The organism is Streptomyces luomodiensis (assembly GCF_031679605.1).
In the GTDB taxonomy this organism is placed as follows: domain Bacteria; phylum Actinomycetota; class Actinomycetes; order Streptomycetales; family Streptomycetaceae; genus Streptomyces; species Streptomyces luomodiensis.
The window spans coordinates 4,287,560-4,310,341 of record NZ_CP117522.1; the positions used below are offsets into that span (position 1 = coordinate 4,287,560).

Sequence of the window (22,782 nt, forward strand, 5' to 3'; positions counted from 1 at the left end):
ACGGGGGCGGAGAAGTACGGAGTTGAGCGCAGTGAGCGACGAGCCCGGTCGGGCCCGGGGCTGGGCCGCGGGGCTCTTGCGGTGGTTCAGCCTCAGGCTGCGGCTGATGCTGGTCTTCGGTCTGGTGGCCCTGACCGCCGCCGTGTCCGCGTCGGCCATCGCGTACTGGCTGAACCGTGACGCGGTGCTGACCCGCACCCAGGACGCGACGCTGGACGAGTTCCGCAAAGCGCTGAAGGACGACACCGACCCGCTGCCCTCCCGCCCCACCTGTACCGAATTGCGGGACGCCGCGTTGCGTATGGCGGACAACACCCAGAAGTACGAGGTGCTGCTGATCAGCCGGACCGCGGACGGCAAGAGCTGTTCCGCGGCCTCGGACAAGGATCTGTTCACGCTCGACGTGGTGCCCGCGTCGCTGCGGCACGCGGTGGACCAGAAGCGTTCGGTGGACCAGGGGAACACCTCCCCGTACCACCTGTACTGGCAGCGGATCACGCTGGACGGCACCCCGTACCTGGTCGGCGGGGCCACGGTGAACGGCGGCGGGCCGACCGGCTACCTGCTCAAGTCCCTGGACACCGAGCGCCAGGATCTGAACTCCCTGGCCTGGTCGCTGGGGATCGCCACCGCGCTCGCGCTGATCGGCGCCGCGCTGCTGGCCCAGGCCGCGGCGGCCACGGTGCTGCGGCCGGTGCAGCGGCTCGGGGAGGCGGCGCACCGGCTGGGCGAGGGACATCTCGACACCCGGTTGCAGGTCTCGGGCTCCGATGAGCTGGCCAATCTCTCCCACACCTTCAACCGGGCCGCGGAGCGGCTGCAGAAGCGGGTGGCGGAGCTGTCCGCGCGGGAGGCGTCCAGCCGGCGCTTCGTCGCGGACATGTCCCATGAGCTGCGCACCCCGCTCACCGCGATCACGGCCGTCACGGAGGTACTGGAGGAGGAGGCCGATTCACTCGACCCGATGATCGCTCCGGCCGTGCAGCTGGTGGTCAGCGAGACCCGGCGGCTGAACGACCTGGTGGAGAACCTGATGGAGGTGACCCGCTTCGACGCGGGCACGGCCCGGCTGGTGCTCGACGATGTGGACGTCGCCGACCAGGTGACGGCGTGCATCGACGCCCGTGCCTGGCTGGACGCGGTGGAGCTGGACGCGGCGCGCGGGATCGTGGCCCGGCTGGATCCCCGACGGCTGGATGTGATCCTGGCGAATCTGATCGGGAACGCGCTCAAGCACGGCGGTTCGCCGGTGCGGGTCTCGGTGCGCACGGAGGACGACGAGCTGTTGATCAAGGTCCGGGACCACGGTCCGGGCATCCCCGAGGATGTGCTGCCGCACGTCTTCGACCGCTTCTACAAGGCGAGCGCGTCCCGGCCGCGCTCGGAGGGCAGCGGGCTCGGGCTGTCGATCGCGATGGAGAACGCGCATATCCACGGCGGCGACATCAGCGCCGCGAACTCCGCGGAGGGCGGGGCCGTCTTCACGCTGCGGCTGCCGATGGACGCCTCCCGGATCGTCGCCGACGGGGCCGGGGACGAGCCCGACGGCGACGGCGACAGCGGCGCCAAGGGCGACGGCACGGCCAAGGGCCGGGGCGAGGAGGGCGGGTCATGAGCGGGCGGTGGAGCCGGTCGGCCGCTCTGCTGCTGACCGGCGCGGTCGCGCTGCTGGCGGCCGGATGCGGGATACGCGGCACCTCGGTGCCGGTGGACGCCGGGCCCGCGCCCTCGCGGGCGTCCTGCCGGACGCCCGAGTCGGAGCGGACCGCCGAGGGGGCGGGCCACGTCTCCGTACGGATCTATCTGCTGTGCTCCTCACGGATCCTGTCGGTGAGCCGGACCGCCCGGCTGGGCGACGAGAAGGCTTCGCCGAAGCCGGTGCAGGTCGCCACCGCGCTGCTGGAGCAGCTGCGGCTGCCGCCGACGGCGGCGGAGTCCGCGGCCGGGTTCTCCACCGCGGTGGAGGACTGGGTGGAGATCTCCGGTGCGGCCGAGGACGACCCGGACCGCGCGCTGCGGCTGAACCGGCCGCCGGAGGAGATCCAGTCGCTCGCACTCGCCCAGATCGTCTGTACCTTCGCGGACACCACGGTGGCCGACGAGGACGGCAAGGTGGTGCTCGGCGGACCGGACAGCCAGCGGGACCCGCTCAAGGCGTACCAGTGCACCGAGGAGATGCGCCGCAATCCCGGCACCGCGGTCAACTCCGGGGTCCTGGTGTCCTGATCCGTCACCGGTCGGCACCGTCCCGTCCCGAGTCGGCGACCAGTCGGTAACAAGGTGCTGACCAGCGGGGCGCAGGCGGAACCACGACCCCCGCACCCGGCGTCCTGATGGTCGTGCAGGGTCCTTCCGGCCGCAGGGCCGCCTTCCGCTACCGCGTCGCGGGCTTCGTCCTCCTCGTCGCACACCTGGCGTTCGTCTGCTGGCTGACCCTGCGACCGGTGAACGTCCCCTGGGTGTCCGCCGTGACCCTCGAACCGCTGGCCACCATCCGCGCCGATCTGGCGCTCAGCCCGTGGGAGGCCGTCCGCTCCATCGGGGGCGGGCTGCTGCTGCTCGCGCCGCTGGGGGTGCTGCTGCCGCTGGCGGGGGGCCGGGTGGAGGCGTATCCACTGGCCTCGTTGATCCGTACGGCCTTCACCGGGGCGATGGTGTCCCTGGGGGTGGCGCTGCTGCGCAGCGAGGTGACCGGGCAGATCATGAACGTGGACGCGGTGCTGCTGAACACCGTCGGGGTCGCGCTCGCGCATCTGCTGGTGGTCCCCGCCGTCCGGGTGCGGCTCCGCCGCCGGGCCGACCGGTGCCGGGCCGGTGCCGTCCTGCGGGACGACGACGTCCAGGCCGCGACCCCGACGATTCCCAGGGTCGGGATCGCACCGTGGAGCGACGTCTCCTCCAGCACGCGGACATAGCGTTGAGGACATCGGGAACCTGCTCTTCCCGAGCACACCCCACGACGAGGAGGAGTTCCCATCATGGCCGCACCGCTGGTCCGCCCCCGCCACGACAAGAAGATCGCCGGTGTCTGCGCCGGTCTCGCCCGGCGCTTCGGGACCACCTCCACGACGATGCGGGTGCTCTTCGTGGTCTCGTGTCTGCTGCCGGGGCCGCAGTTCCTGCTCTACCTCGCCCTGTGGGTGCTGCTTCCGGCGGAGGAGGGCTACCGCGAGGCGTGGTGACCCGGCGCGGGCGGCTGCTCGTCGACGGTCGTCCGGGGCGGCGGAACGTCCCGGCGTACGGAACGGCCGGGCCCACATCCCTTGAGGGTGTGGGCCCGGCCGGGTGTCCGAGCGGAGGCTCAGCCCAGCTTGAGGAGGTTGCTGGTCGGCAGACCGCTGAGCCCGCTCAGCAGGCTCTGAGTAGGCCGGCTCTGGGCGGCGGGGGCCGCGGGCTTGGCGGCGGGCTTGGCGGCGGGCTGCCCCGGGGCGACACTGCCCGCGGAGCCGCCGGGGACCGGCGCGCTGCCGGCCGCGGACGCGGCGCTGCCTCCGGCGATGACGGCGGCGGCACCGAGGGCAATGACACCGAGAGTCTTGAGGGTTCCCTGCTTCATCAGAAATCTGTCCTTGAGACGGGGGCTTGACCGATACGGAAACGTAGCCACGCGTTTCGGCTGCCCGCAAACACGGAAAACGTCCCCCGAGGTCCCGCCCATGTCGTTTTCCGAACTCGCTCGTTCAGCTTCCCTTGCGGGCGGAATCCCTGGTCACGGAGGATGCGGGGGCCACCTGGCGGAACAGCCATTCGGACTTCAGCTCGGCATACCCGGGCTTGATCACGTCATTGATCATGGCGAGACGTTCGCCAAAAGGAATGAAGGCCGATTTCATGGCATTGACCGTGAACCATTGCATGTCGTCCAGCGAGTAATGGAACGTTGATACAAGATGCTGGAATTCACCGCTCATGCTCGTCCCGCTCATCAGACGATTATCCGTATTCACGGTGGCCCGGAAATGGAGTCGGCGGAGCAGTCCGATGGGGTGCTCGGCGTATGACGTGGCCGCGCCGGTCTGGAGGTTGGAGGTCGGGCACAGCTCCAGCGGAATGCGCTTGTCCCGGACGTACGAGGCCAGGCGGCCGAGGGTGAGGGAGCCGTCGTCCGCGACCTCGATGTCGTCGATGATGCGGACGCCGTGACCCAGCCGGTCGGCGCCGCACCACTGGAGCGCCTGCCAGATGGACGGCAGCCCGAACGCCTCGCCCGCGTGGATCGTGAAGTGGTTGTTCTCCCGCTTCAGGTACTCGAAGGCGTCCAGGTGGCGGGTGGGCGGGTAGCCGGCCTCGGCGCCCGCGATGTCGAAGCCGACCACGCCGAGGTCGCGGTAGCGGTTGGCGAGTTCGGCGATCTCCAGTGCGCGGGCCGCGTGGCGCATCGCGGTCAGCAGCGCGCCGACGCGGATGCGGTGGCCGTTCTCCCAGGCCCGCCGCTCACCCTCGCGGAAGCCCTCGTTGACCGCCTCGACGACCTCCTCCAGGGTCAGCCCGCCCTCGAGGTGCTGTTCGGGGGCGTAGCGGACCTCGGCGTAGACGACACCGTCCGCGGCGAGGTCCTCGGCGCATTCGGCGGCCACCCGGACGAGCGCGTCGCGGGTCTGCATCACGCCGACGGTGTGGGAGAACGTCTCCAGATAGCGCTCCAGCGACCCGGAGTCCGCCGCCTCGCGGAACCACCGGCCGAGCTTGTCGGGCTCCGTCTCCGGCAGCGCCTCGTACCCCGTCTCCCTCGCGAGGTCGACGACGGTGCCGGGGCGCAGCCCGCCGTCGAGGTGGTCGTGCAGCAGCACCTTGGGGGCGCGGCGGATCTGTTCGGGGGTGGGCTCATGCGTGTGCTCGCTCGTCATCTGCGCACCATAGCCCCTACGCGCGTAGAACGTGTGGGATGAGGTGGGGGATAGATACGCAACAGTGACCCGCACGGGTAGTGGAGTACACCGGTCCTTCTGCGATCGTTCTGCCATGGCTCAGCAAGCGTTGCCCGACCGGGGCGCACGGCTGGGGCGGCCGATGGGCGCGGCCGCCGCGCGAAGGACCGTACACGGTGTGGTGCTGCTGCTCCCCGAAGGCGAACCCCACGGGACGAGACGGCCCTCCAGACTCTCGGTGGCCGCCGTGCTGCCGCTGGCCCGGCGGCTGGTCCGGGCGGGCCGGGACGAGGGGCTGACCGCCCATGTCGTCCGCTACCGGTGCCGGGGCTGGAACGGGGCCGCCGCCGATGCCGCGTCGGATGCCGCCTGGGCCGTGGAAGAGGTGGTGCGGCGCTACGGCGATGTGCCGGTCTGCCTCGCGGGCCACGGCATGGGCGGGCGCGCCGCCCTCCGCGCCGCCGGCCATCCGGCCGTCAGCTCGGTGGTGGCGCTGGCGCCGTGGCTTCCGGGACCGGATGAGGCACTCGCACCCGAGCCGGTGAAACAGCTGGTGGGGCGCCAGGTGCTGATCGCGCACGGGACGAACGACGAACGGACCGACCCCGAGCTGTCCTACCGGCTGGCGGAGCGGGCGAAGAAGGCCAACCGCGATGTGTGCCGCTTCGAGGTGCACACCGACGGGCACGGGCTGCATCAGCACCGCTCCGAGGTGCAGGCGCTGGCCGTGGACTTCCTCCTCGGCTCCCTCTTCCACGCCGGCTACTCCCGCCCGGTCGCCGACGCGCTGGCGGCTCCGCCGCCGCTGGGCCTGCGGATGCCGCTGGCGGCGGGGTTCGGGGCGAATCTGCGGCACTGAGCGCGTTCGCGTCGCGGGCGCGCCCGGGTGGAGGCGCGCCCGGCGGGGGCGTGACCGGCGGGGCGTGACCGGCGGGCCTGCTCGCCGTTGCCGGGTGCGGCGCCGTCTCGCGCCTTCGGCGCCTTTGAGCATGGGTCGGGGGGTGCCGGGCCGGGGCCTCACCGCCGGGCGCCGGGCCGGTGGGGGCGGGCGCCGGTGGCGGCTTCCGTGACCGGGGGCCGAGGCCGATACCGGACAGCGGGGGGTGGGGTACCCCTCCGGAAGTCGATTGACCCATTAGTTGCGTCAGATCAAGCGTTTTGGGGAGGGGGTACCGGGAGGGGGCGTCCCGGCTGCCCGCAGTCCGGCGGGGCCCCGGCCGCCGAGCGCGCGAGCCGCTACCGGCGCCCACACCGACGGGCCGGCGGACGGCGGCGGCGCCGCACCCCCGCCCCCCTGCCCCGCTGCTCAACTGCGCCGAAGGCGCGAGGGGGTACCGGCTGCCCGCAGTCCGGCGGGGCCCCGGCCGCCGAGCGCGGGAGCCGCCACCGGTGCCCACACCGACGGGCCCGACGGACGGCGGCGGCGCCGCACCCCCGCCCCCCCTGCCCCGCTGCTCAACTGCGCCGAAGGCGCGAGACGAAAGCCGCGCCCGTAAGACGGCCCCGGCCTCGTACGCCGCCGGCCCCAGCCCCCCTCGGTCGGCCCGGCCCGTACGGGCGAAGGGGCCGGCCCGCCGGACAGTGGCGGGACGGCCCCTTCGGGCTTCAGGAGGTCGGCTTCAGGGGGGGGCGGGCTAGGCCGGCACACCGCACAGCTCGCGCCGCGCGGCCTCCGCACGCCGCTCGGCCTTCGCCTTCCGCGTGGCGTACAGCGTGATCGCCGCCACGCCGCCGACCGCGATCAGGCCGATGGCGACCGTGCCGCCCCATCCGGCCGCGTGGAAGGCGAGCGCGCCGAGCGCGCCGCCCACGCTGCTGCCGATGTAGTACGACGCCTGATAGAGCGCCGCGGCCTGGGCGCGGCCGGTCTTGGCCGTCCGGCTCACCGCCGAGGACGCCGCCGCGTGGCCCGCGAAGAAGCCCGCGGTGATCAGCACCAGACCGGCCAGCACCGCCGCGATCGAGTTCAGCAGGGAGAGCAGCAGTCCGGCCGCCGTCGTGGTCGCCGCCACGTACAGCGCACCGCGCCGGCCGAGGCGGCCGACCAGCTTGCCGGTCCCCGCCGAGGAGACCGTGCCGACCAGGTAGATCAGGAAGATCGAGCCGACCAGGCTCTGTGAGAGGCCGAAGGGCTGGGCCACCAGGCGGTAGCCGATGACCGTGTAGACCCCGCCGAAGACCGTCATGAACAGCGCGCCGATCGCGTACAGCCGGCACATCAGCGGATCGGAGAGGTGCCCGGCGAGGGTGCGGCCCAGCGCCCGCGGGCTCACCGCGGCCGGGGTGAAGTGACGGGCCTTGGGCAGCAGCAGCCGGAAGGCCACCGCGCACAGCAGCGCCATCGCGCCGACCGCGGCCAGCGCGGCCCGCCAGTCCCAGGCGTCCGCCACCCAGCCGGTGAGGATCCGGCCGCTCATACCGCCGACGCTGTTACCGGCCACGAACAGCCCGATCGCGCCGACCAGCGCTTTCGGGTGCACCTCTTCCGACAGGTACGCCATCGCGGAGGCCGGGATACCGGCCAGCGCCGCGCCCTGGACCGCGCGCAGCGCGATCAGCCAGCCCAGGTTGGGCGCGAACGGCACCAGCAGGGCCAGCGCGACCGCGACCGTGAGCGAGGCGGTCATCATGGCGCGCCGGCCGAACCGCTCGGACAGCGCGCTCAGCGGCACGACCGTGAGCGCCAGGCCGAAGGTGGCCGCCGAGACGCTCCAGCTGGCCTGGTCCGCCTGGACCCGCAGATCGTCGGAGATCGCGGGCAGCAGCGCCTGGGTCGAGTAGAGCAGGGCGAAGGTGGCGAGTCCCGCGGTGAAGAGGGCGAGCCGCATCCGGAGGTAACCGGGGTGACCCGGGCTCATCCGCCCGGCCGCGGTGTCGGTGGCCGCGTCGGACTGGGGCTCGGACCCGGGCTCGGGCTCGGAGGGGTTCGGGTTCGTGGAGATCGAAGCGGAGGCGTCCACCCGGTGGGTTCCGGTGGACGCCTTGGTATCGGCAGGAGGCATGGTTCGACCGTACGTACCCACGGTTGATGCGTCCAATGCACGGAATGGGGATAATCAATCCACCGCAGCATGAGTAAAGGTCAGGGCCGTTCGTGTCACGCATCAGTTACGAAAACGACATTCCGGTGACAGCAGATGTCGAGGCCGAGTCCTGGGCGGCCGCCCTGACACCGCGTCTCGCCCAGTTCGCCGCCGTCGCCCGCCATGAGCATGTGACGCGGGCCGCACACGAGTTGGGGGTGCCTCAGTCGACGCTCAGCCGGGCCATGGTCCGGCTGGAGGAGGACCTGGGCGTGGTGCTCTTCGCCCGCCGGGGCCGTACGGTGGCGCTCACCCCGGCGGGACGGACGTTTCTGCGCTCGGTCGAACGGGCCCTCGCAGAGGTCGACCGCGCCGCCGAGTCCGTACGGGCCGACGCCGATCCGGCGGCGGGCCGGGTCTCGTTCGGCTTCCTGCACACGCTGGGCACCGAGACCGTGCCCGGTCTGATCCGGGCCTTCCGGGTGGACCATCCCCGGGTGCGGTTCCAACTGGTCCAGAACTACGGCGAGGCGATGATCGAGCGGATGCGCGCGGGCGGCCTCGACCTGTGCCTGACCTCCCCCGTACCGGACGCCCCCGATCTGGTCGCCCGCCGCCTGGACGAACAGCGGCTGCGGCTGGTGGTCCCCGACGACCACCGGCTGGCCGGCCGCCGCCGGGTCCGGCTCGCCGAGGCCGCCTCCGAACTCTTCGTCACCCTGGAACCGGGCTACGGGCTGCGGCGCATCACCGACGCGCTGTGCGCCGAGGCGGGGTTCACCCCGAGGATCGCCTTCGAGGGCGAGGAGGCGGAGACCCTGCGCGGCCTGGTCGCGGCCGGTCTCGGCGTGGCCCTCCTGCCGCCCCCGGCGGTCCCCCGCCCCGGAGTGGCGGAGCTGACCGTCACCGCCCCGCGCGCCGTCCGCGAGATCGGCGTCGCGTGGCTGGACGGCCACCCCGATACGCCGCCGGTGGCCGCCTTCAAGAGGTTCCTGCTGAGCCGGCGGGGGCAGCTGCTGGCCTAGGGTCTGCGAGCGTCAGGCGATGCGTTCCAGCACGATCGGGGTGGTGGACTCCGTGGCCTGGGGGGCGTAGGCGACCGCGTCGTCCAGGGCCTCGATGGCGTAGTCGAAGGTCGACGGGGTGTCGGTGTGGAGGGTCAGCAGGGGCTGGCCGGCCGTCACCCGGTCGCCCGGTTTGGCGTGGAGTTCCACGCCCGCGCCCGCCTGCACCGGGTCCTCCTTGCGGGCGCGGCCCGCGCCCAGACGCCAGGCGGCGAGGCCGATCGCGTAGGCGTCGAGGCGGGTGAGGACGCCGTCGGCGGTGGCCGTGACGACGTGGTGTTCGCGGGCGGTCGGAAGCGGGGCGTCCGGGTCGCCGCCCTGGGCGGCGATCATGCGGCGCCAGTGGTCCATCGCCGTGCCGTCGGCCAGGGCCTTGGCGGGGTCGGCGTCCGGCAGCCCCGCGGCGTCCAGCATCTCGCGGGCCAGGGCGAGGGTGAGCTCGACGACGTCGGCCGGGCCGCCGCCCGCGAGCACCTCCACCGACTCGCGGACCTCGAGGGCGTTGCCCGCCGTCAGGCCGAGCGGGGTGGACATGTCGGTGAGCAGGGCGGTGGTGCGGACGCCGTGGTCGTTGCCGAGGCCGACCATGGTCGTGGCCAGCTCGCGGGCGGAGTCGATGTCCTTCATGAAGGCGCCGGAGCCCACCTTGACGTCCAGGACCAGGGAGCCGGTGCCCTCCGCGATCTTCTTCGACATGATCGAGGACGCGATGAGCGGGATCGACTCGACCGTCCCGGTGACATCGCGCAGCGCGTACAGCTTCTTGTCGGCCGGGGCCAGTCCTTCGCCCGCCGCGCAGATGACGGAGCCCACGTCGCGCAGGACGGCCAGCATGTCCTCGTTGGACAGCCGCGCCCGCCAGCCGGGGATGGACTCCAGCTTGTCGAGGGTGCCGCCGGTGTGGCCCAGGCCCCGGCCGGAGAGCTGCGGTACGGCGGCGCCGCAGGCGGCCACGAGGGGGGCCAGCGGCAGGGTGATCTTGTCGCCGACGCCGCCGGTGGAGTGCTTGTCGGCGGTCGGGCGCGGCAGGGAGGAGAAGTCCATCCGCTCACCGGACGCGATCATCGCGGCGGTCCAGCGGGCGATCTCGGCCCGGTCCATGCCGTTGAGGAAGATCGCCATCGCGAGCGCGGACATCTGCTCGTCCGCGACCTCGCCGCGCGTATAGGCGTCGATGATCCAGTCGATCTGGGCGTCGGTCAGACGGGTGCCGTCGCGCTTGGCGCGGATGACGGAAATGGCGTCCATGGCGGCTGTACGGGGCCTTTCGTGTGGTGGGGCACGGTGGCGATCCGGCCCCGGGGGTGGAGCGGGGCCGGTCCGGGGCCGGTGCGCCCCGGACCGGGCGCGCCGTCAGCCGTGGGCGGCGGCGCGCCGCAGGTCGGCGGGGCCGAAGGCGTCGGGGAGGAGTTCGGCCAGGGGGCGGATGCCGGTGGCGGTGTCCATCCGGAGCTCCGGGCCGCCGTGTTCCCACAGCAGCTGGCGGCAGCGGCCGCAGGGCATCAGTACGGCGCCCTCGCGGTCGCAGCAGGTGAAGGCGGTGAGGCGGCCGCCGCCCGAGGCGACGAGGGAGGAGACCAGGCCGCATTCGGCGCACAGCGCGACACCGTAGGCGGCGTTCTCCACGTTGCAGCCGCTGACCGTGCGGCCGTCGTCGACGAGCGCGGCGGCGCCCACCGGGAAGCCGGAGTAGGGGGCGTAGGCCCGGGACATGGCGTCCCGGGCCTGTGCGCGCAAGGCCTCCCAGTCGGGGGCCGCGGCGGTGGACGTGCTCATGTGCCCTGTCCCTTCCGGTAGGGCTTGCTGTTCGCCTTGGGCATCCGCAGCCGCTGTGAGGCGAGCCCCATGACCAGCAGGGTCACGATGTACGGCGTGGCGCTGACCAGGTCGTTGGGCACGGTGTCGGTCAGGGCGTACCACAGCAGCAGCGCGACGGCCGCGGCGCCGGACACCGCGCCCGCGACATAACTCTTGCGGACAATCCGCCAGCCCGCCAGCACGGCGAGGCCGAGTGCGACCAGCAGCAGCAGTGCGTGGACGGTCGCCCCGCCGTTGCGCAGCTGGAGGGCGTCGGAGTAGCCGAACAGCCCGGCGCCCATGGCGAGCCCGCCCGGCCGCCAGTTGCCGAAGAGCATGGCGGCGAGGCCGATGTAGCCGCGGCCGCCGGTCTGGCCCTCGTTGTAGATGTGCGAGCGGACGAGGGCGAGGAAGACCCCGCCGAGTCCGGCGAGGGCGCCGGAGACCACCACGGCCGTGTACTTGTAGAGGTAGACGTTGACGCCGAGGGACTCGGCCGCCGTCGGGTTCTCGCCACAGGACCGCAGCCGCAGGCCGAACGAGGTCCGCCACAGGGCGAAGAAGCTGCCCGCGACCAGGAGGACGGAGACGATGGTCAGCGCCGAGATGTCGGTGACCAGGCCGCCGAGGATGCCCGCGATGTCCGAGACCAGGAACCAGTGGTGGTTCTCCAGATCCGCGAGCCAGTCGGACAGCCCGGGGACGGTGAACGTCTGGATGGGGTCGACCTGCGGGGAGTTCTTCGGGGAGCCGCCGATGTCGCCCAGCGGTTCGAACCAGCGCTTGGCCAGATAGGTGGTGGCGCCCAGGGCGAGGATGTTGATCGCCACACCGGAGATGATGTGGTCCACACCGAAGGTGACGGTGGCGACCGCGTGGACCAGACCGCCGACCGCGCCGCCGAGGACACCGGCGAGCACGCCCACCCAGGGGTTGGTCTGATAGCCCGCCCAGGCGCCGAAGAAGGTGCCGAGGATCATCATGCCCTCGAGGCCGATGTTGACCACGCCGGCCCGTTCGGACCACAGTCCGCCCAGGCCCGCGAGCCCGATGGGCACGGCCATGGAGAGCGCGGCGCCGATCTGGCCGGAGGAGGTGACGCGGTCGAAGTCCGCCTGCTGGGCGGCGTCGACGAGGGCGCGCAGCACCGACAGCGCGATCAGCGCCCCGGCGACGATCAGCAGCACCTTGCCCAGGGACATCCGGGAGGCGGGCCCGTTCCCCTTGCCCGGCGCGCTCGTGCTCTTGGTGGTGGTCACCGTGGCACTCATCGTGTTTCTCCGTTCGCTTCTCCGCCCACTCGGCACGAAGGCGCGGCTATCGTCATCACCTGCGGCCCGGAGGCCTCGTGTGCGTCGCTCACGTCACCGGCACCTCCGTCTCCGTCTTGTCCGAACCCTGGCCCTTACCGGCCTTGGCCTGGGCGGCGAGCTCCGCGCCGACCCTCTGCTGCTGGCGCTTGAGCCCGTAGCGGCGCACCAGTTCGTACGCGATGACGACACACAGGACGATCACGCCCTGCATCACACCGACGATCTCCTTGTCGTAGCCCTGGAACTCCAGGCGGTTGGCGCCGCGCTCCAGGAAGCCCCACAGCACGGCGGCCAGCGCGATGCCGACCGGGTTGTTGCGGCCGAGCAGCGCGATGGCGATACCGGTGAAGCCGATGCCCGTGGGGAAGTCGGAGGTGAACTGGTGGGTGTCGTTGAGCAGGGTCGGCATGCCGACCAGACCGGCCATCGCGCCCGAGAGCACCATGCTGGTGAACACCATGCGCCTGACGTTGACGCCGCTGGCCTGGGCGGCGGACTCGGAGCGGCCCACCGCGCGCAGGTCGAAGCCGAACCGGGTGCGGCCGAGCAGGAACCAGAAGCCGACGCCCGCGAGCGCCGCGACCACGATGAAGCCCCAGATGGGGTCGAGGTCGCCGCCCGCCGGGATGGTGAAGAAGTGGCTGGAGGACGGCAGCGGGTCGGTGGCCACGATGTTGGTCTGCTTGTCGAGGTCGGCCAGCCGCCCGTCCACCAGCAGATAGCTGATGAGGATGCCCGAGAGGGAGTTCAGCATGATGGTGCTGATCACCTCGCTGACGCCCCGGTAGACCTTCAGCAGACCGGCGATGGACGCCCACATCGCGCCGACGAGCATGCCGACCAGGATGATCAGCGGGATCTGCACCAGGCCCGGCAGCTTCAGCGCCCCGCCGACGACGGCGGCGAAGAAGGCGGCGAGCCGGTACTGGCCGTCGACGCCGATGTTGAAGAGGTTCATCCGGAAGCCGACGGCCACCGCGAGCCCCGCCAGGTAGTACGTCGTCGCCTTGTTGAGGATGTAGACCTGGCTGTCGGCCTTCACGCCGTAGTCGAACATGATGCCGAAGGCGTTGAACGGCTCCTTGCCGGTCGCCAGCAGCACCAGGGCGGTCACCACGAACGCGGCGGCGAGCGCCAGCACCGGGGCCGCGACCGCGAGCAGCACCCGCTCCTTGTCCAGCTTCTTCATCGATCCTCTCCCCCGGTCGCGGCCTCGGTCGCGGCCTCGGTCCCGGTCCCGGTTCCGCCGTCCGCAGGGTGCTCCAGATGGCCGGAGGCCGCGCCGGTCATGGCCGAGCCGAGCTCCTCCGGGGTGATGGTGGCGGGGTCGGCGTCGGCGACCAGCCGGCCGCGGTACATCACCCGCAGGGTGTCGGACAGGCCGATCAGCTCGTCCAGGTCGGCCGAGATCAGCAGCACGGCCAGGCCCTCCCGGCGCGCGGTGCGGATCTGGTCCCAGATCTGCGCCTGCGCGCCCACGTCCACCCCACGGGTGGGGTGCGCGGCGATCAGCAGCTTGGGGTGGTGGCTCATCTCCCGGCCGACGATCAGCTTCTGCTGGTTGCCGCCGGACAGCGAGGCCGCGGTGACCTCGATCCCGGGGGTGCGCACGTCGTAGTCGGCGACGATCCGCTCGGTGTCCCGGCGGGCGGCGGCCGGGTTGAGCAGCCCGCCCCTGCTGTTGGGCTCCTCGGTGACATGGCCGAGGATGCGGTTCTCCCACAGCGGCGCCTCCAGCAGCAGTCCGTGCCGGTGGCGGTCCTCGGGGATGTAGCCGATGCCGTCCTCGCGCCGCTTGCGGGTGGGCGTGTGGGAGATGTCGGCGCCGTCGAGGGTGACGGTGCCGGCGTCGGGGTCGCGCATGCCCATGATGGCCTCGACCAGTTCGGCCTGGCCGTTGCCCTCCACCCCGGCGATGCCGAGGACTTCGCCCTTGCGGATGGTGAAGCCGATGTCGTCGAGCACCGCCCGCTCCACCCCGTCCACATCGGTGGCGGTCAGCCGCAGCGCGTCCACGACGAGCATCTCGGTGTCGGTGACGGTGGATTCGCGGGTCTCGGGCGAGGGCAGTTCGCTGCCGACCATCAGCTCGGCCAGCTGCCGGGGGTTGGTCTCGGACGGCACCACGGAGGCGACCGTGGTGCCGCGGCGGATGACGGTGATGTCATCGGCCACGGACAGCACCTCGCCCAGCTTGTGCGAGATGAACAGCACCGTCAGGCCCTCGGCCTTGAGTTCGCGGAGGTTGTCGAAGAGCGCGTCCACCTCCTGCGGGACGAGGACGGCGGTCGGCTCGTCGAGGATGAGCGTACGGGCGCCCCGGTAGAGGACCTTGAGGATCTCCACGCGCTGACGGTCCGCCACGCCCAAATCCTCGACGAGGACATCGGGGCGGACGCCCAGCCCGTAGGCGTCGGATATCTCCTTGATCCGGGCGCGCGCCCGGCCGCCGATGCCGTGCAGCTTCTCCGCGCCGAGCACGACGTTCTCCAGCACGGTGAAGTTGTCGGCGAGCATGAAGTGCTGGTGCACCATGCCCACGCCGCGGGATATGGCGTCCGCCGGGGAGTGCAGTTCCACCGACTCGCCGTCGAGCGCGATGGTGCCCTCGTCCGGGCGCTGCATCCCGTAGAGGATCTTCATCAGGGTCGACTTGCCCGCGCCGTTCTCGCCCACGAGGGCGTGCACGGTGCCGCGGCGCACGGTGATGTCGATGTCGTGGTTGGCGACGACTCCGGGGAACCGCTTGGTGATTCCGCGGAGTTCTACGGCGACGTCGGTGACGGCACCGGCGGGAGCGCCCTTGGGGGGGCTGGCGGCTTTGATGGCGCACTCCTGAGGGGCGACGGGGGGTGGGGCGGGCCGGGGCCGGACCGGCCGGGGTACGCCGCGGACCCGGGCGGGCGCCCGGGGGCGCCCTGCGGGTCCGTGGCGCGCGGGGTCAGTCCTTGTAGGTGTCGTTGACCTTGATCTGACCGTCGATGATCTTCTTCTTGGCCGCCTCGATCTTCGGCTTGATGTCGTCGATGAACCCGCCGGAGTACGACAGGGAGACACCGCCGCGCTTGAGGTCGTAGGACTGGACGCCGCTCTCGGGCTTCTTGTCCTTGATGACGCTCTTGATGAAGTCGTAGACCGAGCCGTCCACGTTCTTGACCATGGAGGTCAGGATCGAGTTCTTGTACTGGGACAGGCCCTTGTCGTAGTACTGGTCGCCGTCGACGCCGATCGACCAGGTGCCCTTCTTGCCGGCGGTCGCCTCGATGGCGCCCGCGCCGGAGCCGCCGGCCGCGGAGAAGATCACGTCGACCTTGTTGGAGAGCATGCCCTCGGCGATGTCCTTGCCGCGGTCGGGCATGCCGAAGCCCTTGGCCGAACCGACCTGCACCCACTGGACGTCGAGCGACGCCTTGGGGTTGGTGTCCTTCAGGCCCTGCTGGAAGCCGCCCGCGAACTTCTTGATCAGCGCGCTGTCGGTGCCGCCGATGAAGCCCACCTTGTCGGACTTGGTCTTCAGCCCCGCGGCCACACCGGCCAGGTAGGAGCCCTCGTGCTCGGCGGCGACCAGGCTGGCCACGTTCTTGGCGTCGACGACCGAGTCGACGATGGCGAAGTCGGTGTCCTTGTACTTCTTGGCGGCCTTGGTGAGCGAGGGGGTCCACGCGTAGCCGACGCCTATGACGGGGTTGTAGCCCGCCTCGGCCAGGCTGGCCAGCTTGTCGTAGCGGTCGGCGTCGGTGTCGCCGTCCTTCGCCGTCAACTCCTTGCCCTTGACGTCGAAGTCCTTCAGGGCCTTGTCATAGCCCTGGGCGGCGGAGTCGTTGAAGGAGTGGTCGCCACGGCCGCCGACGTCATAGGCCAGACCGACGCCGGCGTCCTTGCTTCCCTCTTCCGAACTGCTGCCACACGCGGTGACGGAGAATGCGAGAGCCGCGGTGGCAATGCCCGCGACAGCTATCGTGGATACCCGGCGCACGAGGGTCCCCTCTGAATGACTCGGAGCGCCCCTTTGCGGCGCTGGCTCCGCCGCATCGTAACGCGCGTAGATGTCAGATAAAGGCCCGCTCGGCAGCCGTTATCGGATCGTCGCGAACCTCTCGTGTCCACGAGCCGTACCGGCGGTGGCGGCGGGGTGACGAGACGGCGCGCCCCGAGGGGCGCGCGCACCTTCGCCGATGTCCACGGGCGCGGCGCCGACGCGGTGGCCGACCCCGCGCGGGCGCATCGGCGACCGGCCGCTGTACGTCTCCCTCGTCATCGGCTGCCTCGACCCGGCCCACGCCCCCGGCACTCCGGGGGCGTGCGGGAAGACCTCCGCCGGCCACATCCGTCTCAGCCGAGCAGGGCGGCGGCCGTGAACAGCTCCACGCCCACCGCGATCGCGCCCTCGTCCACGTCGAAGTCGCCCGCGTGCAGGTCGCGCCGGGTGGTGTCGCCGACCTTGCGGACGCCCAGCCGGGCCATCGCACCGGGCACCCGCTCCAGGTACCAGGAGAAGTCCTCGCCGCCCAGGGACTGCTCGGTGTCCTCGACGGCCTGTGCGCCACGGCGGGCGATCATCGCGTCCCGCAGCAGCTCGGCGGAGCTCGCCTCGTTGACCACCGGCGGAACCCCGCGGATGTAGTTGATCTCCGACTTGGCGCGGTGCAGGGTGGCGATCTCGTCGACCGCCGCGTGGACCAGGTCCGGGGCCTCCCGCCAGGCGGGCAGGTCCAGGCAGCGGACCGTGGCGGACAGCTCGGCGTGCTGCGGGATCACATTGCAGGCGTGGCCGGACTCCACCCGGCCCCAGGTGACGGCCAGGCCCGAGCGGGCGTCGACCCGGCGGGCCAGCAGCGCCGGCACCTCGGTGATCACCTTGGCGGTGGCGGTCACCAGGTCGGTGGTCAGATGGGGGCGCGCGGTGTGGCCGCCCGGACCGTCCAGGGAGATCTCCAGCCGGTCGCAGGCCGAGGTGATCGGGCCGGTGCGCAGCCCGATCCGGCCGACCTCGACCTTGGGGTCGCAGTGCAGCGCCAGGATCCGGCCGACGCCGTCCAGCACGCCCGCCTCGATCGCGTCGGCGGCGCCGCCGGGCAGCACCTCCTCGGCGGGCTGGAACAGCAGCCGCACCGGACGCGCCAGCCGCCCCTCGCGGGCCAGCTCGGCCAGGACCAGACCGGCGCCGAGCACCACGGTGGTGTGCACATCGTGGCCGCAGGCGTGGGCGCGGTCGGCGACGGTCGAGCGGTAGTCCACCGTCTTGGTGTCGGGGATGGGCAGTCCGTCGATGTCCGCGCGCAGCGCCAGCAGGGGCGCTACGCCATCGCGCGGGCCGATGTCACAGATGAGGCCGGTGCCGGTGGACAGCACCCGCGGCTCGAGGCCCGCCTGCTCCAACCGCGCCTTGATGGCGGCGGTGGTGCGGAACTCGCAGTTGCCGAGCTCGGGGTGCATGTGCAAGTCGCGGCGGAAGGCGATGAGTTCGGCACGGAGCTCGTCGGGGAGCGTGCCGGGCAGGGCCGGCGCGGCGGCGGGTGTGACATCGGTCGCATCGAGGGACATCAATTGCTTCACCTGAAGAAGCGTAGAACGCCAGGTGGGCCCGCCGAATGTCGATCAACAAAAATTCAATCGGTTCGGGTACGCAAAACCACCCCAGCCGGTGCATGATCCCCCTAGTCAGGGGGTATAACAGGGCGCTCCTCGGCCGACTGCGGGTGAGAAGCGCCACACGGCCGTACGGGCGACGGGCGGTGACGGGCGGCGACGGCCTCAGGACGCGGCCGCCCCAGGACGCGACGGCCTCAGGACGCGGCGACCGGTGCCGCGGGCGGACCCGGGCTCGTCGGCGGGGCCGCGTCCCTCAGGGCGTCCCTCGGGGCCTCCGCGTCCCTCGGGGCCGGGTCCAGCCGGCGCACATCGCGGGCCGTCCCGGTGACCCCGGACAGGAAGCCCTGGGCGCGCGGGGAGGCGTTGCTGGTCAGCCAGGCGGGGTCGACATCGCAGACCGCGACCTGGACACCGGTGCCGGCGAGCGCGAGCGGCAGGGTGTGCACCACGGTCGAGGGGAAGCTCACGATCGTGTGGCCGATGGGGCCGCGCCGGGCTATCAGCTCCAGCGGCAGATCGGGCCGTACGATCTCCAGTCCCACCTCGCCCGCGACCCGGCTGAGCTTCTCGGCGCTCTCGCGGCGGTGCGCGAAGTAGCGGGTCGCGCCATGGGCGCGGGCCAGCGAGCCGACCGCCTCCAGATAGCGCTCCAGGTCCACCACACCCGTCTCGACCAGGGACGTGCCCACCAGATCGGTGCCGCCGGTGAGCCGGGGCGGGCCGAACCGGGCCCGGGTCCAGGCGAAGTCGTTGGCGGTGATCGTGACCCCGGTGGGCGGCTCGACCGGCATCGAGCTGAAGACCTCGACCCGGCGCTTGTCGTCCGGGGTGAGCCGACGGCGCGCGGTGGCGGAGACGGGCGCGAACACCACGTCGCGCGCCCCTCGGCTGCCGCGCCGGTGCCAGCGCACCAGGGGCTCCCCCTTGGCCAGCTGGGAGATGAACTCCATGGTGGCCGTGCCGTCGTCCACCACGACCAGGTCCTGGGCGCGGGTGAGGGTCAGCAGCAGCTGGACATAGCGGGAGAACGGATCGCCTATCACGATGCGCGCGGCCCGGCGCAGCGGTCCGCGCAGTCCGCCGATGGTCTTGACCGGCGCACCGGCCCCGCCGCGCGCCTCCTCCCAGCGCACGGTGAAGCCCTCGTCCCGGGCCAGCTCGGCCATCCGGCGCAGCTGGCCGCGGGTCATCGGATCGTGCGGGGAGAGCACCACCACGGTGAGGTCCTGGGACGCCGTGGGCCCCGGGCCCCCGGCGCGCTGGGCGTCGGCGTACGCCCACTCCAGCACGTTCAGCAGCTGGACCGGGCTCTCGACGAAGGCGAGCGTCGCGGGAGAGGTCGCGGGAGTGGCAGCGGAGACCATCGCACCGTCCAAAGGCAGGGCCCGGACGCGGCGGGCAGCCCCCGAGGAGTCAGGGGTGCCCGCCGCTTCCGGGCGAGGGCCGGGCTCACCGGCCGGTGGATTCACGGCAGAGTGCCTCAGACCGCGACCGGCTCGCGGTCGGCGGCCTCGGACTCGGCGACCACGCCGGCGACCCGGCGCAGCTTCTTCATCGGGCCGAGCTCGCTCTCGTAGACCTTCTTCACGCCGTCACCGAGCGACTCCTCGATGGTGCGGATGTCCCGCACCAGCCGCGTCAGACCCTGCGGCTCGACGGAGGCGGCCTGGTCCGAGCCCCACATGGCGCGGTCCAGGGTGATGTGGCGCTCCACGAAGGTGGCGCCGAGCGCGACGGCGGCCAGGGTGGTCTGGAGACCGGTCTCGTGGCCGGAGTAGCCGATCGGCACGTTCGGGTACTCGGCCTGCAGCGTGTTGATCACGCGCAGGTTGAGCTCCTCGGCCTTGGCCGGGTACGTGGACGTGGCGTGGCACAGCAGGATGTTCTCGCTGCCCAGCACCTCCACCGCGTGGCGGATCTGCTTGGGGGTGGACATGCCCGTCGACAGGATGATCGTGCGGCCGGTGGCGCGCAGGGCGCGCAGCAGCTCGTCGTCGGTCAGCGAGGCGGAGGCCACCTTGTGGGCCGGGACGTCGAACTTCTCCAGGAAGGCGACGGCCTCGGTGTCCCACGGGGAGGCGAACCAGTCGATACCGCGCTTCCGGCAGTGCTCGGAGATGGCGCGGTACTCGTCCTCGCCGAACTCCACCCGGTGGCGGTAGTCGATGTAGGTCATCCGGCCCCAGGGGGTGTCCCGCTCGATGTCCCACTGGTCGCGGGGGGTGCAGATCTCCGGGGTTCGCTTCTGGAACTTGACCGCGTCACAGCCGGCCTCGGCGGCGACGTCGATCAGCTTGAACGCGTTCTCCAGGTCGCCGTTGTGGTTGATGCCGATCTCACCGGTGACGTAGACCGGGTGGCCGGGTCCGGCGATCTTGTCACCGAGGGTGCGGAGGCGAGAGTTGGAGCTCACTTAAGACAGTTCCTTTCCGAGAATCCACGAGGCGATCTCGCGGATCGCGCCGTCCCCTCCGGGGGTGGAGGTGACCGCACGTGCGGCGCCGCGCACGACGTCGTGCGCACCTGCGACCGCCACGGGCCAGCCGACGAGGCCGAAGCACGGGAGGTCGTTGACGTCGTTGCCGACGTAGAGCACGCGCTCCGGCGCGATGCCCTGCTCCTCGCACCACTGCTTCAGTGCGAGATCTTTTCGGTCGATGCCGTGGAGCACGGGGACCTGGAGTTTGCGGGCCCGTGCGGCGACGACCGGGTTCTTTTCCGTGGACAGGATCAGCAGCGCCAGCTCAGCGCGGCGCAGGGCGGCGATCCCGAGCCCGTCGCCGCGGTGCACGGCCACGAGTTCGCGTCCTTCGGAGTCGATCAGCACCCTGTCGTCGGTCTGGGTGCCGTCGAAGTCCAGTACCACCGCGTCGATGTCCTCGCGGGTGGGGAGGGCGCCCGGCCGCTCGGCGTCGAGCAGCGGGGCGAGCGCGCGGGCGCGGGCCAGATCGTGCGGATCGTCGATCTCCAGCACCCGGGCGGGGTCGGTGCGCACCAGCTCGGTGCGGCCGAAGAAGCGGTGCCCGGCCGCACGGAAGCCGCGGGCGTCCATCGCGTAGGCGGCGCCGGTCTCCAGGAAGTCCTGGGGGCGGTCCTGGCGGCGCGGGCGGTACGCCTTGTCGTGGTTGACCCCGTCGCCGCCGTCTTCCTGCGGGTTCTCGCCCTCGCGCCAGACGAAGCCGTGGAAGGGGGCCACGGTCAGGGCGGTGTCGGCGCCCTTCTCGGCGACCGCCGCGGCCACCCCGTCGATGTCCTCGCGGATGATGAACGGGCTGGTGCACTGCACCAGGAGCACCACGTCCACGGTGGTGCCGTGCGATGCCTCGTACGCGTCCATGGCGTGGATCACCGCGGCCTCGCTGGTGGCGGTGTCGCCCGCGATGGCGGTGGGCCGCTGCACGACCACGGCGCCCGCGGCGCGCGCCGCGGCGGCTATGCCGGCGTCGTCGGTGGAGACCACCACGTCCGTCACCAGTCTGCCGGCCCGGCACTCGGTGACGGCGCGGGCGACCAGCGGTACGCCTCCGACCGGGGCGAGGTTCTTGGCGGGGACGCCCTTCGACCCGCCACGGGCGGGGATCACGGCGAGCACGCATGGGCTCGAGGCGGGCATGGCGGCTCCTTCGGGGGTTGCAGAGGTGATCGAGGCGCGCACGGCCTCTCCTTCGTTCGCGCTCACGGCCGCCTGCGGGTTCGCGTCGCTCACAGCTCCCCCATCCGCCGGATGACCGGAGCCACGCGCTGCACGCCGTGGCGGTAGGCGCCGCGGGCCGCTTCCCGCATCGTGTTGCGCACCACCCGCCGCAACGCCCCGACCTGCGCCTGGTCCTCGGCGCCGGCCCCGGGGCGGGGCGAGCCGTCCGGTGCGAAGCCGTACCGGGCGAGCCGGCCGGGCAGATAGCCGGGCGCCGTGACCGGGGTGTAGAAGGGGGCGAGCGGCGGGAGGGTTTCCGCGGCGGCCAGTTCGGCGACCCGCTCCCGTGCGGCGTCGAACCAGGTCTCGTACGGCCCGTCGGCGGCGACGCCCTGGCGGCTGAGCCACTCGGCGTTCGGCTCGGGCAGATGTCCGGCGTCCAGCTGGTCCCAGGAGGCCAGGCAGCCGGAGCCGAGGAAGTGGTGGTTGCCGAGCGCCTCCCGGACCCCGAGGTCGGTGAGGATGGCGGTCGGTATGGAGCGGTGCAGCGACTCCAGGGCGGCCGTGGAGCTGACCGTGACCAGCAGGTCCGCGGTGTCCAGGACCTCGCCCATGTTCCCGTAGGCGAGCCGGAAGTTGGCGGGCAGGTCGTCGCCGAACTTGGCGATCAGCTTCTGGTAGGGAAGCTCTTCGATGTGCGTGGTGTGCTCGCCGGGCTTGCTGCGCAGCTTGACCACGACCTCGCGGTCCGGGTGGCGGCGGGCGTGGTCCACGGCCCGGCGCAGCAGATAGGTGCGGTCGGCGCGGTTGTCCGGGACGGACGGCTGGACGGCGAAGACGACCGTGCCGCCGGTGTACTTCCGCCCCTGCCGCGCCTTCTCGTCGTAGCGGGCGCCGCCGAGGAAGGGCAGCGCGCACTCGACGACGCTGTCCGCGTCGGCGCCGACGCCCGTGTAGACATCGCGGAAACGGTCGGCGTCGTGGCGGGAGTTGGCCAGCACCACATCGGCGCCGTGGCGCAGCAGCAGACCGTCGGCCAGCTTCTCGTAGACGACGCCGACGTAGCCGGTGACGACCACGGGGCGGCGGGCGGCGCCCTGCCAGGCGTGCCGCAGTCCGTGCAGCATCGCCTGGACGGCGCCGCCGACCAGGGAGAGCACGATCACGTCGTAGCGCTCACGGTCCATCGCCCGGACGAATTCGACGCCCGTGACCTCGCGCAGCGCGTCGGCGCGCACTCCGACCTCGGTGAGCTGCCGGGCGGTCGGCGTGGCGCGGCCGCGCAGCAGGAAGCCGTCCAGGCGACGGCCCGAGGCGGCACCCGACGCGTCCGGTACGAGGCGATGCGCGGTGAGCGCGCCCCATTTCCACCGGGTGTCGGAGTCGGCGAGCACGGCTACTCGCACGGGGGGATGGGTACGTGAGGACACGTCGCAGACGCTAGGAAGCGTTGTCGATTCACGGCCCAACTCAGGCGCAACAAAGGGTTAA

At 72.2% G+C, this 22,782-nt stretch carries 20 protein-coding genes and 1 pseudogene; 7 read left to right on the forward strand and 14 right to left on the reverse strand.

Annotation, left to right across the window (positions count from 1 at the left end; genetic code table 11):
* Positions 1 to 106 precede the first annotated feature (106 nt).
* From PS467_RS17970 to PS467_RS17985, 4 genes are all read left to right on the forward strand, one after another.
* Complete coding sequence (locus tag PS467_RS17970; RefSeq protein WP_311039892.1) at positions 107 to 1,615, forward strand: ATP-binding protein; 1,509 nt, start codon at positions 107 to 109, stop codon at positions 1,613 to 1,615.
* Positions 1,612 to 2,226: a hypothetical protein gene (locus PS467_RS17975; protein ID WP_311036138.1), complete on the forward strand. Its 615-nt coding sequence runs from the start codon at positions 1,612 to 1,614 to the stop codon at positions 2,224 to 2,226. The genes PS467_RS17970 and PS467_RS17975 overlap by 4 nt, the downstream gene beginning before the upstream one ends.
* Before the next feature lie 107 nt (positions 2,227 to 2,333).
* The gene (locus PS467_RS17980; RefSeq protein ID WP_311036139.1) at positions 2,334 to 2,915 is read left to right on the forward strand and encodes a VanZ family protein; all 582 of its coding nucleotides are present in this window, start codon (positions 2,334 to 2,336) and stop codon (positions 2,913 to 2,915) included.
* A 63-nt stretch (positions 2,916 to 2,978) separates the two neighbouring features.
* Positions 2,979 to 3,182, forward strand: coding sequence for a PspC domain-containing protein (locus PS467_RS17985; protein ID WP_268972591.1), 204 nt, complete (start codon positions 2,979 to 2,981; stop codon positions 3,180 to 3,182).
* Between the two features lie 119 nt (positions 3,183 to 3,301).
* On the opposite strand, the gene PS467_RS17990 is transcribed toward PS467_RS17985, so the two are convergent.
* Positions 3,302 to 3,556, reverse strand: coding sequence for a hypothetical protein (locus tag PS467_RS17990; RefSeq protein WP_311036140.1), 255 nt, complete (start codon positions 3,554 to 3,556; stop codon positions 3,302 to 3,304).
* A 124-nt stretch (positions 3,557 to 3,680) separates the two neighbouring features.
* Positions 3,681 to 4,847 carry an adenosine deaminase gene (locus PS467_RS17995; RefSeq protein ID WP_311036141.1) on the reverse strand — a complete coding sequence of 389 codons (1,167 nt, stop codon included), beginning with the start codon at positions 4,845 to 4,847 and terminating at the stop codon, positions 3,681 to 3,683.
* 115 nt (positions 4,848 to 4,962) lie between these two features.
* On the opposite strand from PS467_RS17995, the gene PS467_RS18000 reads away from it, so the two are divergent.
* A complete protein-coding gene (locus tag PS467_RS18000; protein ID WP_311036142.1) occupies positions 4,963 to 5,727 on the forward strand; it encodes an alpha/beta hydrolase in 765 nt (254 codons plus the stop codon).
* Between the two features lie 775 nt (positions 5,728 to 6,502).
* Here the strand turns inward: PS467_RS18000 and PS467_RS18005 are convergent.
* Positions 6,503 to 7,870, reverse strand: coding sequence for an MFS transporter (locus tag PS467_RS18005; RefSeq protein WP_311036143.1), 1,368 nt, complete (start codon positions 7,868 to 7,870; stop codon positions 6,503 to 6,505).
* 125 nt (positions 7,871 to 7,995) lie between these two features.
* Here PS467_RS18005 and PS467_RS18010 point away from each other — a divergent pair, with 125 nt between their 5' ends.
* Positions 7,996 to 8,916 (forward strand): LysR family transcriptional regulator, encoded by a 921-nt coding sequence (locus PS467_RS18010; RefSeq protein ID WP_432280599.1) that lies wholly within the window; start codon positions 7,996 to 7,998, stop codon positions 8,914 to 8,916.
* Positions 8,917 to 8,928: 12 nt separating this feature from the next.
* On the opposite strand, the gene PS467_RS18015 is transcribed toward PS467_RS18010, so the two are convergent.
* The 6 genes from PS467_RS18015 to PS467_RS18040 all read right to left on the reverse strand — a co-directional run bounded on the left by PS467_RS18015 (position 8,929) and on the right by PS467_RS18040 (position 16,041).
* A complete protein-coding gene (locus tag PS467_RS18015) occupies positions 8,929 to 10,203 on the reverse strand; it encodes a thymidine phosphorylase (RefSeq protein WP_311036144.1) in 1,275 nt (424 codons plus the stop codon).
* A 105-nt stretch (positions 10,204 to 10,308) separates the two neighbouring features.
* A complete protein-coding gene (locus tag PS467_RS18020) occupies positions 10,309 to 10,731 on the reverse strand; it encodes a cytidine deaminase (RefSeq protein ID WP_311036145.1) in 423 nt (140 codons plus the stop codon).
* Positions 10,728 to 12,023 (reverse strand): ABC transporter permease, encoded by a 1,296-nt coding sequence (locus PS467_RS18025; protein WP_311036146.1) that lies wholly within the window; start codon positions 12,021 to 12,023, stop codon positions 10,728 to 10,730. Before PS467_RS18025 ends, PS467_RS18020 begins: the two co-directional genes overlap by 4 nt.
* Before the next feature lie 88 nt (positions 12,024 to 12,111).
* A complete protein-coding gene (locus tag PS467_RS18030; protein WP_311036147.1) occupies positions 12,112 to 13,254 on the reverse strand; it encodes an ABC transporter permease in 1,143 nt (380 codons plus the stop codon).
* Entirely contained in the window at positions 13,251 to 14,891 is a 1,641-nt protein-coding gene (locus tag PS467_RS18035) for an ABC transporter ATP-binding protein (RefSeq protein ID WP_311039893.1), read from the reverse strand. Before PS467_RS18035 ends, PS467_RS18030 begins: the two co-directional genes overlap by 4 nt.
* A gap of 115 nt (positions 14,892 to 15,006) precedes the next feature.
* Positions 15,007 to 16,041, reverse strand: coding sequence for a BMP family lipoprotein (locus PS467_RS18040; RefSeq protein WP_268972602.1), 1,035 nt, complete (start codon positions 16,039 to 16,041; stop codon positions 15,007 to 15,009).
* A gap of 180 nt (positions 16,042 to 16,221) precedes the next feature.
* On the opposite strand from PS467_RS18040, the pseudogene PS467_RS18045 reads away from it, so the two are divergent.
* Positions 16,222 to 16,405 (forward strand): annotated as a pseudogene (locus tag PS467_RS18045) (arginase family protein); the annotation flags it as partial.
* Here PS467_RS18045 and PS467_RS18050 read toward each other — a convergent pair.
* The 5 genes from PS467_RS18050 to PS467_RS18070 form a co-directional block, all read right to left on the reverse strand.
* Positions 16,398 to 17,609 (reverse strand): amidohydrolase, encoded by a 1,212-nt coding sequence (locus PS467_RS18050; RefSeq protein WP_311039894.1) that lies wholly within the window; start codon positions 17,607 to 17,609, stop codon positions 16,398 to 16,400. The pseudogene PS467_RS18045 and the gene PS467_RS18050 overlap by 8 nt on opposite strands.
* 242 nt (positions 17,610 to 17,851) lie before the next feature.
* Complete coding sequence (locus PS467_RS18055) at positions 17,852 to 19,021, reverse strand: hypothetical protein (RefSeq protein WP_311036148.1); 1,170 nt, start codon at positions 19,019 to 19,021, stop codon at positions 17,852 to 17,854.
* 116 nt (positions 19,022 to 19,137) lie between these two features.
* Positions 19,138 to 20,070: an N-acetylneuraminate synthase family protein gene (locus PS467_RS18060; RefSeq protein WP_311036149.1), complete on the reverse strand. Its 933-nt coding sequence runs from the start codon at positions 20,068 to 20,070 to the stop codon at positions 19,138 to 19,140.
* Positions 20,071 to 21,270, reverse strand: a complete 1,200-nt coding sequence (locus PS467_RS18065) for a cytidylyltransferase domain-containing protein (protein WP_311036150.1) — start codon at positions 21,268 to 21,270, stop codon at positions 20,071 to 20,073.
* An 89-nt stretch (positions 21,271 to 21,359) separates the two neighbouring features.
* Positions 21,360 to 22,685 carry a DUF6716 putative glycosyltransferase gene (locus PS467_RS18070; protein ID WP_311039895.1) on the reverse strand — a complete coding sequence of 442 codons (1,326 nt, stop codon included), beginning with the start codon at positions 22,683 to 22,685 and terminating at the stop codon, positions 21,360 to 21,362.
* Positions 22,686 to 22,782: the final 97 nt, after the last annotated feature.

Excerpts from the sequence above, each read along its gene's own strand:
- PS467_RS18005 (WP_311036143.1), bottom strand. The coding sequence starts at position 7,870 with ATGCCTCCTGCCGATACCAAGGCGTCCACCGGAACCCACCGGGTGGAC.
- PS467_RS17985 (WP_268972591.1), top strand. The coding sequence starts at position 2,979 with ATGGCCGCACCGCTGGTCCGCCCCCGCCACGACAAGAAGATCGCCGGT.
- PS467_RS18065 (WP_311036150.1), bottom strand. The coding sequence starts at position 21,270 with ATGCCCGCCTCGAGCCCATGCGTGCTCGCCGTGATCCCCGCCCGTGGC.
- PS467_RS18030 (WP_311036147.1), bottom strand. The coding sequence starts at position 13,254 with ATGAAGAAGCTGGACAAGGAGCGGGTGCTGCTCGCGGTCGCGGCCCCG.
- PS467_RS17990 (WP_311036140.1), bottom strand. The coding sequence starts at position 3,556 with ATGAAGCAGGGAACCCTCAAGACTCTCGGTGTCATTGCCCTCGGTGCC.
- PS467_RS17980 (WP_311036139.1), top strand. The coding sequence starts at position 2,334 with ATGGTCGTGCAGGGTCCTTCCGGCCGCAGGGCCGCCTTCCGCTACCGC.
- PS467_RS18055 (WP_311036148.1), bottom strand. The coding sequence starts at position 19,021 with ATGGTCTCCGCTGCCACTCCCGCGACCTCTCCCGCGACGCTCGCCTTC.
- PS467_RS17970 (WP_311039892.1), top strand. The coding sequence starts at position 107 with ATGCTGGTCTTCGGTCTGGTGGCCCTGACCGCCGCCGTGTCCGCGTCG.
- PS467_RS17995 (WP_311036141.1), bottom strand. The coding sequence starts at position 4,847 with ATGACGAGCGAGCACACGCATGAGCCCACCCCCGAACAGATCCGCCGC.
- PS467_RS18020 (WP_311036145.1), bottom strand. The coding sequence starts at position 10,731 with ATGAGCACGTCCACCGCCGCGGCCCCCGACTGGGAGGCCTTGCGCGCA.
- PS467_RS18000 (WP_311036142.1), top strand. The coding sequence starts at position 4,963 with ATGGCTCAGCAAGCGTTGCCCGACCGGGGCGCACGGCTGGGGCGGCCG.
- PS467_RS18015 (WP_311036144.1), bottom strand. The coding sequence starts at position 10,203 with ATGGACGCCATTTCCGTCATCCGCGCCAAGCGCGACGGCACCCGTCTG.
- PS467_RS18025 (WP_311036146.1), bottom strand. The coding sequence starts at position 12,023 with ATGAGTGCCACGGTGACCACCACCAAGAGCACGAGCGCGCCGGGCAAG.
- PS467_RS18050 (WP_311039894.1), bottom strand. The coding sequence starts at position 17,609 with ATGTCCCTCGATGCGACCGATGTCACACCCGCCGCCGCGCCGGCCCTG.
- PS467_RS17975 (WP_311036138.1), top strand. The coding sequence starts at position 1,612 with ATGAGCGGGCGGTGGAGCCGGTCGGCCGCTCTGCTGCTGACCGGCGCG.